General features: G+C 65.7%; 15 protein-coding genes. 6 read left to right on the top strand and 9 right to left on the bottom strand.

What is annotated here, in order from left to right; all coding sequences use genetic code 11:
- The 3 genes from E1291_RS32645 to E1291_RS43450 form a co-directional block, all read right to left on the bottom strand.
- Nucleotides 1–542, bottom strand: a 542-nt coding sequence (locus E1291_RS32645) for a winged helix-turn-helix domain-containing protein (RefSeq protein WP_131741926.1), incomplete at its 3' end; no start/stop codon positions are given.
- 67 nt (nucleotides 543–609) lie between these two features.
- A complete protein-coding gene (locus tag E1291_RS43455) occupies nucleotides 610–846 on the bottom strand; it encodes a hypothetical protein (protein ID WP_207401061.1) in 237 nt (78 codons plus the stop codon).
- Nucleotides 847–914: 68 nt separating this feature from the next.
- Nucleotides 915–1,079, bottom strand: coding sequence for a recombinase family protein (locus E1291_RS43450; protein ID WP_207401060.1), 165 nt, complete (start codon nucleotides 1,077–1,079; stop codon nucleotides 915–917).
- 75 nt (nucleotides 1,080–1,154) lie between these two features.
- Between E1291_RS43450 and E1291_RS45270 the strand changes: the two genes are divergently transcribed.
- On the top strand, nucleotides 1,155–1,415 hold the full coding sequence (locus E1291_RS45270; protein ID WP_131741929.1) for a transposase: 261 nt from the start codon (nucleotides 1,155–1,157) through the stop codon (nucleotides 1,413–1,415).
- Nucleotides 1,399–1,641 (top strand): integrase core domain-containing protein, encoded by a 243-nt coding sequence (locus tag E1291_RS45265; RefSeq protein ID WP_370771064.1) that lies wholly within the window; start codon nucleotides 1,399–1,401, stop codon nucleotides 1,639–1,641. The genes E1291_RS45270 and E1291_RS45265 overlap by 17 nt, the downstream gene beginning before the upstream one ends.
- Nucleotides 1,642–3,260: 1,619 nt before the next feature.
- Here the strand turns inward: E1291_RS45265 and E1291_RS32625 are convergent.
- The 3 genes from E1291_RS32625 to E1291_RS32615 all read right to left on the bottom strand — a co-directional run bounded on the left by E1291_RS32625 (nucleotide 3,261) and on the right by E1291_RS32615 (nucleotide 4,703).
- Nucleotides 3,261–3,476 (bottom strand): WD40 repeat domain-containing protein, encoded by a 216-nt coding sequence (locus E1291_RS32625; RefSeq protein ID WP_131741924.1) that lies wholly within the window; start codon nucleotides 3,474–3,476, stop codon nucleotides 3,261–3,263.
- Between the two features lie 64 nt (nucleotides 3,477–3,540).
- Nucleotides 3,541–4,404: an IS3 family transposase gene (locus tag E1291_RS32620; protein WP_242614521.1), complete on the bottom strand. Its 864-nt coding sequence runs from the start codon at nucleotides 4,402–4,404 to the stop codon at nucleotides 3,541–3,543.
- 8 nt (nucleotides 4,405–4,412) lie between these two features.
- Nucleotides 4,413–4,703, bottom strand: a complete 291-nt coding sequence (locus E1291_RS32615) for a transposase (protein WP_165495388.1) — start codon at nucleotides 4,701–4,703, stop codon at nucleotides 4,413–4,415.
- 632 nt (nucleotides 4,704–5,335) lie between these two features.
- Here E1291_RS32615 and E1291_RS32610 point away from each other — a divergent pair.
- The 3 genes from E1291_RS32610 to E1291_RS32600 all read left to right on the top strand — a co-directional run bounded on the left by E1291_RS32610 (nucleotide 5,336) and on the right by E1291_RS32600 (nucleotide 7,801).
- Entirely contained in the window at nucleotides 5,336–5,863 is a 528-nt protein-coding gene (locus E1291_RS32610; protein ID WP_131741921.1) for a hypothetical protein, read from the top strand.
- A gap of 314 nt (nucleotides 5,864–6,177) precedes the next feature.
- Complete coding sequence (locus E1291_RS32605; protein WP_131741920.1) at nucleotides 6,178–7,308, top strand: DUF6745 domain-containing protein; 1,131 nt, start codon at nucleotides 6,178–6,180, stop codon at nucleotides 7,306–7,308.
- A 10-nt stretch (nucleotides 7,309–7,318) separates the two neighbouring features.
- Nucleotides 7,319–7,801 (top strand): DUF8820 family protein, encoded by a 483-nt coding sequence (locus E1291_RS32600; RefSeq protein WP_131741919.1) that lies wholly within the window; start codon nucleotides 7,319–7,321, stop codon nucleotides 7,799–7,801.
- 455 nt (nucleotides 7,802–8,256) lie between these two features.
- Here E1291_RS32600 and E1291_RS44305 read toward each other — a convergent pair whose 3' ends face one another.
- Together E1291_RS44305 and E1291_RS32590 are read right to left on the bottom strand one after the other, a co-directional pair.
- Nucleotides 8,257–8,496 (bottom strand): LuxR C-terminal-related transcriptional regulator, encoded by a 240-nt coding sequence (locus E1291_RS44305; RefSeq protein ID WP_242614520.1) that lies wholly within the window; start codon nucleotides 8,494–8,496, stop codon nucleotides 8,257–8,259.
- A gap of 1,157 nt (nucleotides 8,497–9,653) precedes the next feature.
- Nucleotides 9,654–10,640: an RNA polymerase sigma factor gene (locus tag E1291_RS32590; RefSeq protein ID WP_131741918.1), complete on the bottom strand. Its 987-nt coding sequence runs from the start codon at nucleotides 10,638–10,640 to the stop codon at nucleotides 9,654–9,656.
- A 413-nt stretch (nucleotides 10,641–11,053) separates the two neighbouring features.
- Here E1291_RS32590 and E1291_RS32585 point away from each other — a divergent pair, with 413 nt between their 5' ends.
- Nucleotides 11,054–11,440: a hypothetical protein gene (locus E1291_RS32585; protein ID WP_131741917.1), complete on the top strand. Its 387-nt coding sequence runs from the start codon at nucleotides 11,054–11,056 to the stop codon at nucleotides 11,438–11,440.
- Between the two features lie 224 nt (nucleotides 11,441–11,664).
- Here E1291_RS32585 and E1291_RS32580 read toward each other — a convergent pair.
- A partial coding sequence (locus tag E1291_RS32580) for a transposase (RefSeq protein ID WP_207401059.1) occupies nucleotides 11,665–12,123 on the bottom strand: 459 nt, incomplete at its 5' end.

Genomic DNA, 12,123 nt, shown 5'->3' with positions numbered 1-12,123 from the left:
CCCTTGACCGGTCTCGTCCTCGAAACAGATCCAGGCGCCCAGGTCGCCCGCGGTGGTTCCACCCGCGGCCACACCCGCTCCTTCCACACCTGCACGGCCCGGTCGTCGCGCTCGACCGCCCGGCGTCCGGGGACCTGCACCGACCAGCCGTTACGCCGCAGCAGCAGCGACACCCCCGGCACCGTGTAATCGACGGCGAACAACTCGCGGATCAGCGCGGCGACCCGCCCCAGGGTCCACCGCTGGTCATCGGCGTACCCGTGCGCGGCCGGGCCGCGATTCAACTCCGCCTCCAACCGCGCGAACATCGCCTCGTCCAGACGCTGCCGCCGATGCGGCCCCCTGGAACGCAGCGCCCCGGCCCCGCCCTCCCGCCAGGCCCGGCGCCACTTCTCCACCTGCCGCAGCCCCACCCGCAACTCCACAGCGATCCACGTACTGGCCCGGCCCTCACCGAACCACTGCGCCGCCTGCATCCGCACCTGCTCACGTCTTTGACGGCCCGCGTCGGTCATCCCGCCGCCCTGGGGGTATCCGGCCATGCCACCGGCATACGCCCACACCACCGGCCCGTCCACTCACCCAACCGCTATGACCAATTAACCCTGGTTAGCGGTGCAGCGAGGTTCGGTGGATGCCAGCCTTGGTGGCGATGACGCCCAGGGAGGCGCCCTGGACCTTGAGGAGCCGGGCATACTCGATCTTGTCCTCGGGATGGGTGCGGGGGCGGCCGCTCTGGCTGCCGGCGGCTTCGGCGACGGCGCGAGCGTGGGAGGCGCGTTCGGCGGTGAAGGTGCGTTCCATCTCGGCGAACAGCGCCAGCAGCAGGAAGGAGATCCGGGCCATGCCCTCGTCGGCGTGTCGATTGGCAGCGGGTCGGCCAGCGACTCGACCCCGATCCTTCGCCCAGCTAACTAGTGGACGAGGTTAAGGACCTCAGGCAGGTTGCGGCCGATCCGGTCCAGGGTGTGCATGACGATGGTGTCGCCGGGGCGGGCGTAGGCCAGCAGCCAGTTCAGGCCGTCGCTACCGCCGCAGGTGCCGGTCTTCTCGTCGACGTAGACGTGCTCCCCGCGCACGCGGGAGTGGTCCCATGTGGACGACCGGCGCGCTCTCCACGGTCGGGTGATGTTGCCCCCGTTTGACGGGCACGGTTGTTGAGAGAGGTAGGGTCCGGCAATCTTGCGAAGAAGATCGTTCTGGTCCCCAAGCCTTACCCGCCGGAGTTTCGTCGGCGTGCGCTGGATCTGCTGGAGTCGGGACGATCGGTGCGGGAGGTGGCCGCTTCCGTGGGCATCGCGGAGTCCTGCCTGCACCGCTGGGCGGCGGGACCTGATCGACCGTGGCTGGAAGCCGCTCAGCCCCGCACACGCACGCCGAGCCGGGCTGCCGCCCTCCTTGGGCACCGTCGGTGATCCCTACGACAACGCCGTGGCCGAGTCGTTCTGGGCGCGCATGCAGACCGAGCTGCTCGACCGGCAACGCCGGCACACCCGCGACGAACACGCCAACGCGATCTTCGAATACATCGAAGGGTTCTACAACCGCCGCCGACGCCACTCCGCCCTGGACTACATGAGCCCGATACAGTTTGAAACCACCCACTCGCCGAACCTGATCTCCTCACCACCAAGTCCGTGAACCGGGGCAACATCAGGTCCACGCTGTTCTCCAGGGCCATCGTGTTGTCCCCTTCTTCATGATCATCGTCATCGAGGGACCTCCGCGATGGCCGTCTCGTGTCATAAAGCCACACTTCCCACCTGCGGAAACTTCCACACAACGTCCGTGAATGCAGCTCGCGCTCGCGAATCTGACGGGCTGAAGACCGTCTCTGTGCCGGGTGAAGGCCTCGCAGCCAACCGGGTGGCACGATCGCGAAGAGAGCTCCCACGGATGCATGGGAAGCAGACTTCCTGACCTGGGCGTTCATAGCAACGCGAAGCGGCTCTAAGCACTGCGAGGCGCCCACCGCCTCTCGTGGTGAGCACTGAGGTTGAGAGGTCGTGACCTGTTGCGGCCTTTTCGCCATCATCATCTCGCCCGCTGCGACAGGTACGCGCCCTCAGTGACCTGGCCATTTGAGTACGCCTTAAGCGGGTCGCGAATCCGAAGTCGCCGCGCTCGTGGCCATGCTCAGGGGCTGTGAGGCGAACAACCTGCCGTAGCACCGGTGCGGTAGCTATCATCGATCCAACAGAGTAGAGGTTAAACTCGTACGAGCATCGGAGTGCGCCTTGGAAAGTGGATCTCAACCTCCCTTCGACCTGAAGACCTTCGTCCTTTTACTCTTCGCCGTCCTGGTCGGCATAGCCGCCGGGCTCCTCACATACCTGTCCTCCAGATCATCTCCCCAGGCTCTTCTTGTAGGCGGCGGAGCAGTAGGTGCTGCACTCATCTGGGGCAACACCATGATCAGACCTCCCAACTAGAGCCAAGCACCCGTCCGTCCGCGTGGACGCTGGCTCAGTGCATATAGTCTGCGAGCGTGACGCGCCTCCCCACCTATGCGGGGTTGACCCCAGAGTCGAGGTCCGCAGCGCATCGCAGTTCGAATGCTCCCCGCGCACGCGGGGATGGCCAGGCGGCGCGCCGGTCGACCCCGCCGATCTCTCCGAGGTCATCGACCGGGCCGTCGAGCCTCGCTCCCCAGACTTGCCCTATGACCCTTCGCATGGCCTCGGCGAGCCGGTCATGTTCTCGCTAGAGCCGACACCCTTCAGCTTCGCACCGAAGGGCTGCCCCATGAAGGACCCTGTGCGACCACAGACCCTCGCACCTCCGGCTCTACCAGCCCCATGAAGAAGATGCGCCGACGGCCTACGTGCCCGGCAGCGAGGCTTGACCTTCATGGGCGCTGGGTAGTCACTATGTCGCGTAGCGTGGTAGCATGACGGGGAACACAATCCGCTTATCGGGTTCTCGCTGGTGGGCGACCTGGGTTTTCGCAGGTCAGTACAGCGCTCGGACGCTGTGACCTGAAAAGCGGAAGGTCGGCGGTTCGACCCCGCCCCTGCCCACCACCAAGCCTCTGACCAGCAGAAACACGGTCAGAGGTACTTCATTTTCGGGCCCCGAGCAGAGCTCAGGCGGATGCACATCGCTCGAACACCTTCCGCCTACACGTTGACTCGGCAACGTTGGCAACCGCATGCGATTGCGTGACTTTCCTGAAGAGAGATGGCTGCTCATAGTCGGCGACCGCTGCTCAGGGACCTCTACCGAACTCGGCGGTTCAGTTGTCCCGCTTTGCGAGGCCGCTATCCGCAGAGCTTGCGGCAGCGGAGTTCGGGTACGTAGCTGTGCCACTCCAGGTTGGTGAGTGACCGGCCGGCGATGGCGCAGACGAGGGCCGACTGGTCGGCTGGGGTGGTCATGTCCCAGAGCCGGACGGACTTGTCGTCGGCTGCGGTGACGAGGTGGCTGCCGTCGGGGCTGAAGGCGAGTGCGTTGATGGGTCCTGCGTGGCCTAACATGGGCGGTCCGACCAGGTTCCGTGAGAATGAGCTTCCCCCCGTTGCACGGACACCGGCAGTGAGGTCACTCGTGGGTGTCTGAGGGCAGGTTGAGCCCTTCAAAGGCGGTGGGGCTGCGCATTCCGATACTGGAATGACGCCTATGAGGATTGTACCAGCATTCGATCCATTCGAAGACCGCGCCGGTCAACTCGTCTCTGGTCTTCCAGTTCCGTGTGTCAAGCAACTCCAGCTGCATCGTTCCCCAGAACGATTCCATCATCGAATTGTCGTAGCAGTCTCCGACCGCGCCCATCGACCCGAGGAGACCGGCGTCCCGCAGGCGCTTCCCGAAAGCCCAGGACGTAAATTGCGTTCCGTGATCGGAATGCAGGATGGTGGACCGCGGTGGCGGGTTGCGGCGTGTGACGGCCATGGCGAGCGCATTGATGACCAGATCGGTGTCCTGGCGGACGTCGATCGACCAGCCGATGATCCGCCTGGAATAGGCGTCCATCACGGCGGCGCAGTACACTTTCCCTTCCGTCGTGGGATGTTCGGTGATATCGGTGAGCCACAGCCGGTCGGGGCCGGCGACGTCGAAGCGGCGCTGGACCAGGTCCTCCTCGGTGGCGGCGTTCAGCAGGCTGCGGCGGCTTCGCCGCCGGTAGACGCCCTGCAGCCCGGCCTGGCGCATCAGCCGTTCCACCCGCTTGCGGTTCACCCGCTCGCCCAGCCCGAGCGTCAGTTCGGCGTGCACCCGCGGAGAACCATAACTCCCGCGCGACTCGGCGTGGATTTCGTGGATCATCTTGATCAGTTCCTTGTTGCGCAGCGCACGCGGCGGTTCGGGGCGTCCAAGCCAGTCGTAGTATCCCGAGGTGGAGATGTTCAATACTCGGCAGGCCACCGCGACCGGGATCTGGTCGGCGGCGAGTTCACGGACCAGCGAGTAGATTACTTTGGGAGTACGTTTTCGCGGGCGAAGTAGGCGGCTGCCCGCTTGAGGATCTCGTTCTCGGTCTCCAGTTGCCGGTTACGGCGCCGCAGTTCGGCCAATTCTCTTTTCTCGGCGCTCGTCAGCCGGCCGGACTCGCCGCTTTGCTCGGCGTCGGCCTGGTTCATCCAGTTCTGCAGGCAGGACCGGCTGATTCCCAGGTCCTTGGCGAGCTGGACCAGCGGTTTGTCGCCCTGGCGCGCCAGTTCGACGGCGCGGCGGCGGAACTCGGGCGGGTGTGGCGAGGGCATGACGGACATCCTTCCTGATGATCACAGGTGACCTCAGGTCAGGTGTCCGTGCCATGGGGGGGAAGCTCAAATTAACCCTGGTTGGGTGCAGCGACCCCAGACACCGAACTCCAGATCCCCACCACCCGCCGGGGCCTCTGCCCCACGCCCGCCGCACCCTCTACATCGTCCGATCACAGTTCGACAAGGGCACCGCGCAGTCCGGAGTTCCGGACGCACCGTTCCCCGCCGTCCTCCGAGCCCGTGAGCAGGCCCTGCCGACCACACCGCCCATGCGTCCGACCTCGCGGCGGTACCGGTTGTGGCCACCGTCCAAGGAGCCCTTGAGCCGGGCCCGTTCCGCAGCGATTTTGGGAGTGAGCGCCCGACCCGTCCGAGGAGCCCGGATGACACCTTCGCTCAGCCGCCGCACCGTCCTCGCCGCCTCCAGCGCCGCAACTCTCCCACTCAGCCGGGGCGCTCCCACCGCCTCCGCGCCCAGGTGGCGCCGCTCGCCCCTTCCAGAACGCGGCAACGGATTCCTCGGGCAGGGCGCTGCCACGCGCCGGAGCACCTGAGCGTCCGGATGGCGGCCGGCCAAGCCGTACCAGATCCTGCTGCAATGGGACGGGCGAGAATGAAAACGCGCAGACGTGCCGGACAACGACCGGGGCAGCGGGCTCCTCATCGCCGCCGTCAACCGCGAGCTGCGGGTGATCAGCTACGAGTCGCCCGTCACCTCCCACTGGGACGGAAACGCGTGGCGCTCAGTGCCCTTCCCGGGATCGTTCGTCGCGAACAAGCTGTCGGCGTCACCGGACGGAACCGTCCTCGCCGTCGCGGCCGACCGCGAGGGGTCCGCCCCCCGCAGCGCCTTCATGCGCTGGGACGAGGCCCAGTGGGTGGAGGAGCGGATCCCGATGCCGGAGAGGGCGACCCCCGGCAGGGTGACCGTCCGCACGTCCCGCGACATCTGGGTGACCGGGGCAGCACCCGATCAGCAGGTGACCTACCGCCCCTTTACCATCCACTGGGGCGGCCGCCGCTGGAAGGAGGCGCGCACGCCCCCGACGACCTTCGGGCACTTCACCGACATCTGCCCCGTCTCGTCACGCCTGACCTGGGTCCTGCGCAACGACGGCGACCACGCCACCCTGCTGCGCAGGACGGGAGGAGACTGAAAGGAGTTCCCGCTCCCACGGGACTTCCCCTGCCTCGGCCAGGCGGTGCTGGCAACGGCCGCGGTGGCGCCTGGGTCGGCGGCGGGGAGTCACGCGACCACACCGGATACCTACACTTCCGGAATGGCAAGATCACGATCACGGCGGATTCGGCGCCGGCAGAGGACGAGCGGGCCTGGGTGTGCGACCTGGTACGAGCGCCGGGCACACGGACCATCTGGTCGATCGGCTACACCGGCCTGAAGGACCACGGCCCCACCCGTCCGCTCGTCGAACGTCTGCACTGACCTCATCATGAGTGTCGAGGGGGCGCCGTGGCAGTAGCCGAGCCGCTGAGCGATCAGGACCGCGCCGAGATCGTCGCCGGTCTCCGCGACGCTTACCGCGCGTCACGAAGACGCTGGCATCGCAATGTGATCTGGGTCGAGTCCCCAGAGCATTTCCGGAGGTACTACCACCGGAGCAACCGGTCCGCGAAGCTGACCCCTGGAAGTCGCATCCGGGCTGGGTGCTGGTACGCGCTGTCGCTGGTGCTGTCGCTGTCGTTCTCGGCGTTTTGCATCAACCTGTTCTTCCTTCCTCTAGCGGCGGGCGTTTACATCATCTGCCGCACGGATGACAGACCCATGGGCCTGATCGGAGAGAGCATCGCCGAGCTGAGCCTGCCGGAAGCCCTGGGCATATATTCGTTCATCGCCCTTTTCGTATATCTTTGGTTCACCTTCCAGATCCTCGACGGAGAAGGCGGACTCGACCTATTCGACCTGGGTGACGACCGGGTGAAGCTGCGTGCATTGATGCCGGAGAGACCCCTGTTCGAGCCTGTTTCCCCGGTGCTCTGGAGTTCTTCAGCCCCCTCCCAAGGCGGCCATATCACGGATCTACACAATTGCCTCTACTTCGGGGCCCCGGGACGGGCATTCGCCTGCGCCACATTCCGCAGCCTGGCGATCGTGGTAGAGCCACCGTCGGCCATGCACGCCGAAGCGCTGCCCGACGGCACCACCCGCCCGCACGCGGACAAGGTCCCCGCACTTCGATGGCCGAACGGCGAAGAGTACTTCTTCCTGCACGGCACCCTGGTGCCAAAGGAACTGTTCGACGGCGAATGGGATATCCAGGAGATCAACAGGACGTCGAACAGCGAGCTGCGGCGTCTGGCCATCGAACGCATGGGCTGGGACACCTTTATCTCCAGAGTCGGCCTCGAACCGCTGGCCGAAACACAGGATCCCGCCAACCCTGGCGCCGTCCTGCGCCTGTACGACATCCCCGACGCCGACGCACGACTGCTGGTGATGCGCAACGGCAGCCCCGACCGATCCGGCGCCCACCGCGACTACGCCGAACCGGTCCCAGGGCACCTGGACGATCCGGTCGAAGCCGCCGCCTGGCAGTACGGCTGCCCTGTGGACGTCTACCGCCGACTGGAACGACGAACCTGAGGAGAGCACCATGCACACCTATGCGACCGCATTGAGCCTGATCGGCGTTATCGTCCCCGGCCACCTCACCGCCGACGCCGAGGTCCCGATCCTGACTGGCCCCCAAGCCCAGGGGGATCTGCTGGTGCTCCCCACCAGCGCGCCCCGCTCTAAGGACTGGCAGACCGTCTCCGTGATGGGAGTGCAGGTCGTCCACGGCGAGGCGACCGGCAACACCCACTGGCTCCACTCCGGCTTCGACAGCCCAAGGGTGTCCTGGCTGCGGACGAGCGGCCAGGGAGACGGCCTCACGGTCGGATACCTGCGGGTCCCCGACGGCCAGACTGCCCTCCTGATCCACACCGACGAGCACGGAGCCAACGGAATCGGCCCGGGCGAGTACGTCATCAACCGCAAACGCCAGGCGAAGGTCGTCTTCAACACCGCCCCGAAGAACGCCTCACAGACTGCGGCAAGCACGTCCCCCGACCTGTTCGGGCTGGTAGACGACTGAAACCATCAATCGCGTCCCGCTGAATGACAAGGCGAGGGCCTGGCGCTGAGATTAGGTGACGAGTCGCTGTGTCTCCTAACGCGTGCCGGGCCACGGCGAGCCTCCATATCACTGTGCTCAGCGCCCGCGATGTAGTGCGGCCACCCCTCGTGGAAGATGCACACCAGGACGAACCCGATCTTCTCCAGCACCCGGCGGAGGCCACGTTGACGGCCTCGGACTGACGGAGACACGAAAGTCCCTGGTCGGTGGAGCTTGGCCGGGGGAACTTCTTGGCTGGCGACCCGTCCATTTCGGTTCTAACGAACAAGATCAACACCGCTCCAGATCCGCCCACTGACCTGATCGGTAGTCGTTCCAGGGTCTGTTTCGCCGTCATTCGATCTCGCCTATATCTGCAGTTAGCCCGGTGTCAGTAAGCCGGAGTGCTCTGCGCCGACATGAGTCGATCTGGCTCAAATCAGGTGTCGGCGGACAGCCCACACCACCGCTTCGATCGGGGTGTCTACCTCTAGCTTCTCGCAGATCAGACGAAGGCGACGGCGCAGCGTACGAGCAGACAACTCCAGGTTACGGGCGGCAATATCGGCGGTGGCGCCAGAGGCGATCTGAGTCAACATCTGAATCTCCTCTTCGCTTAGAAGCTGCTCCTCAACAACCCGGCGCCGCACGAGGGCGGGAGGATCGGCATGCACTGAGTCAACCCCGACAGAAGGGGGCTCGAAAACGCTCCGTTGCCCACGTGCTGCCAGCAGGCTCTGATCATCGACATCGACAAGAAGCCAGCCACGTGCACTGGTCTCTTTCACGCTGACGTCCACAGGCTGGAACTTCTCCGCGAGGATAGGGGAGCTCGATCGATCGGAACCGGTTTGCGACAGGCCGTCGATGTACAGCGAGTCCGAGAGCACCATGGTCAAGCAGGCACCGGCCTCGGCTATCGCTCGTTTGGCGACGGGGGCTTCTAGAAGTCGAGAGGTCAGATGAATGGCCTGGCCAAGGATTCCGTGCTCATCGGCGCGGACAAGGCCGGAGTGAGCGGCCATGCGCAGGTGCAGAGCGGTCTTGGCGGTACGCACCCGGTTGTACTGGCGCACCTGGAGGCCCAACTGATCAATGAGCCGAAGGAACTCGACTGTTGAGGGATGTTGGGGGAACACCAGCAACATCCCGTCGCCCCGGTCTTCGGTGTGGAGGTTACCCCATCCTGCTTCGATGCTGTGGTCGACCGCCTGCTGAAGGACTTGATACATGGCGTCGCGCAGAGCCAATCTGTCGCGGTCAGGGCGGTCAGGATTGCTGAACCCGGTGATGTCGACGGCCATGATCAGGGCATGCTGAAGGTCGAGTGGGGAGCGTGGCCGCTGGAGTGCTTGGGCGGTGTCCAGGATCTCAGCGATCAGATCGTCGTCGGGCTGGTCACGCAGCCGGCGAGCACCAGGGGACCCTAGGCTGGTGTGTTCGAGCAGGCTGAGCGCTCGTAGCACTCCTGCCAGAGTCTGGCGCGTCGACAGCCGGTTGATGATCTCGCGCCACGGAAGCTGCTCCTGGCCCGCGTCGGCGGCCTGCTGCAGCCGCCGGTTGATGGTGCCGGCATCGAGGACCTCGGCGCCTGCGATCACCTCGGCGATCAGTACGTCAAGAGGGGTAGGCGTTTCAGCGGGTGAATGCTCGCGCAGCATCTGCCACAGCTCCACCGCCTGTCGTTGCCAGGCCGCTTGCCGTGAACGGATGACGGAGTTCACCTGAACCGTGCCGACGCTCCCCCCGACGACGACATTCTGCCCGGTAACGATGTGACTGCCGCTGGAGAGATCGTTGCATGTGCTGGCCGTGTCGCCTGCGCCGGTCATCACTCATCACCCTCCTGTACTGCGTCCCGGCTCACAGTGGTTCTCAATCGGCTGAGCCGGGTTCGCAGCGTCTTTTCGTTCAACTCAAGCGCGGCGGCGGTCTCCTTGATCGTTCTGTCGTCCAGGATCATCTGCGCAGCGGTGCGGGTCTGCGGATTGGCGATCTCCTCCAGGATCTGGCGGCGGCGGGCGCGCGTCAGCGCCGGTTCGCTGGTGGGGTCTTCCCACCGTGTCGTGGTCGTGGTCAGTGCGGCCTCGGCCACTTCGGGTGAACGCTCAGAGCAGCCGTAACGGTCCCAGCCGTTCTGCTCGCGGGCCCAGCGGTTGTAGACGTTGGGGAACTGGAACAGGCAGGCGCCGATGAAGAAGGTGTTCAAGCTGGCGCCCTTGTTCGGATCCCAGCGTCCGGCCGCTAGCACTTTGGTCGTGAAGTACCGGAGCGCACGAGTAACGGTCTCGCCGACCAACTCCAGTCGGTCCTCACTGGTCCAGCGGCCGGGCCCGTACTCGGCCAGGCTGATCGGTCGGCCCCTGGCCATGCACTCCTTGACGATCTGCCCAGTACGTGTCCAGTTCATCAGCACTGCCAGCGCGTAGGCCACTGTCTCGGCCTTCCAAGTGGTGGTGATCGGTCCCTTGAATCCCTCGGCCCGCATCTCCAGTACCAGTCTCTGTTGCTCTGCCCGATGCCGAACACGCTCGGCCGACACCGCCGCCTCCGAGCCGAAGAAGTCCTGGTTCTCCAACTCCACCGCGGCAAGCTCGGCCTCCAAGGCGCGCATCTGCCGCTCTGTGCCTGCTAGCCCACTGTCGACTCCGTCTTGCTCCTGATCAAGATCGTCCTCGGCATCGGTCTCCGTGTCAGCATGCTGAGGAGGAAGGTGTGGTGACGTGCTTGCCGGGGTGGCCTGATCCGGACGCTTGCCGTGTTCTATCTGGGGCGGATCGGGCCGTGGCGGATCCCCCGCCTCCTCGGCTCGCCCCATCAGCTCCTCCAGTAAGAGTTTGGCCTGGATGGCCGGACTTGTCCGCGGTGTAGATGCCGCTGCGACCGCTTTGCCTCACCCGATCCCAACTTTTTTCCATCGAGATCGAACCGGCATAGATCGCCCTCGACCTGAGGAAATCCCATCCCAGAGTGATCTACCGCCATCGGTGTACAGCACCAAGTCACACACCGGCATCATCACGCACGCCGAGCCGCGCACTGTTGGAGACTCCCATGGCCACCGCCCGTCCGCCCCGCACCACCCGCCGTCGGCCCCGGCCGCGGCCAAAGCGGGGCAACACGGCTTCGAACACATCGCGCGTAGTCGGCAAGCGGAGACGGACCAGAGCGGCCGATCGGAGCGGCGTCGCCGCCTCTGGCCCTCGGACGCGACCGTGGCCATGCACGGCCTTGCTTCTGGGCCTGGCGGTCTCCCCCTCTGGTCCCGCGCTGGCCATCTGGCACCAGACCGGCGAGGCCGAACTGGCGTTCAAGATCGCCTTTCTGGTAGCCGCACTCGCGCTGCTCATCGGCTTGGCGGTGGTGTTCCAGGACACCCTGCAGACCTGGCTCAGGCACCGCCCAGAGATGCGCCGCACCCGCGATGACGGCCGCGCTCTGCGCGCCACGACCGAGGCCGCACTGGCCGGTCCGCACGACACCCCAGAGGTGGCGGCCCGTAAACGGGCCGACGCCCGCATCTACGCCCGCGACCGTGGCTGGACCAACCCCACCACCCTGGGCGACATGATGGTCATCACCCGCGAGCTTCCCCCTACTGACAGTCCCGACCACTAGGCCAGCGCGAACGAGTCGGTGACTTCCCTCGCCCTGTACGGGTACGCCCGACCGTCAGGCGAGCACGCCGACTTCGAGCCGGAACGTTGCGCAGTCAAACCCCGCGCACGACTTGACCTTGGGGAACTCCTGGGCGCCGCCGATCTGGGTTGTCGGTTCAGGTGGTCCTCTGCGCACCGGCTGGCGGCCACCACAGGCACGGACGGCCAGCATGCTAACCAGGGTTAATTGGTGATGGCGGGTGTGGTGTTGAGGGTGAGGCCAGTGGCGGTCAGGCAGCCGTCGATCACGTCGGGGTGGTGCTGGATCACCTTGAGCCGATGCTTGATCATGGCGGTGAGGTGGTCCAGGTCGGTGGCCAGGAAGTTGGCCATGGAGCGTTTCAGCAGGGACCACACGCTCTCGGCCGGGTTGAGGTCAGGGGCGTAGGCGGGCAGGTAGAACACCGTCAGCCAGTCGGCGTGGGCGTCGATGAACGCGCGCATCGCCTTGGAGTGGTGGATGTTCGGGTTGTCCCGGACCAGCACGATCTTCCCGCCGGGTAACTGCTGGTGGGCGGCCTGCAGCAGGGCCTTGTACTCGTTCAGGGTGAAGGCGGCGCGTTCGCCTTTGCGGCGGCGGTAATGGTGCAGCCGGTAGATCAGCCGGGACCGCTCACCCGGGCGGTAGCAGACCATCCCGGC

Source organism: Actinomadura roseirufa (assembly GCF_900659635.1).
Taxonomy (GTDB): Bacteria; Actinomycetota; Actinomycetes; order Streptosporangiales; family Streptosporangiaceae; genus Spirillospora; species Spirillospora roseirufa.
This window is presented reverse-complemented; position numbering and strand designations above follow the sequence as displayed.

What these genes read in the sequence shown, in the direction of transcription:
- E1291_RS43455 (WP_207401061.1), bottom strand. Translation starts at nt 846, where the DNA reads ATGGCCCGGATCTCCTTCCTGCTGCTGGCGCTGTTCGCCGAGATGGAA.
- E1291_RS32625 (WP_131741924.1), bottom strand. Translation starts at nt 3,476, where the DNA reads ATGTTAGGCCACGCAGGACCCATCAACGCACTCGCCTTCAGCCCCGAC.
- E1291_RS32615 (WP_165495388.1), bottom strand. Translation starts at nt 4,703, where the DNA reads ATGCCCTCGCCACACCCGCCCGAGTTCCGCCGCCGCGCCGTCGAACTG.
- E1291_RS32600 (WP_131741919.1), top strand. Translation starts at nt 7,319, where the DNA reads ATGCACACCTATGCGACCGCATTGAGCCTGATCGGCGTTATCGTCCCC.
- E1291_RS32590 (WP_131741918.1), bottom strand. Translation starts at nt 10,640, where the DNA reads ATGGGGCGAGCCGAGGAGGCGGGGGATCCGCCACGGCCCGATCCGCCC.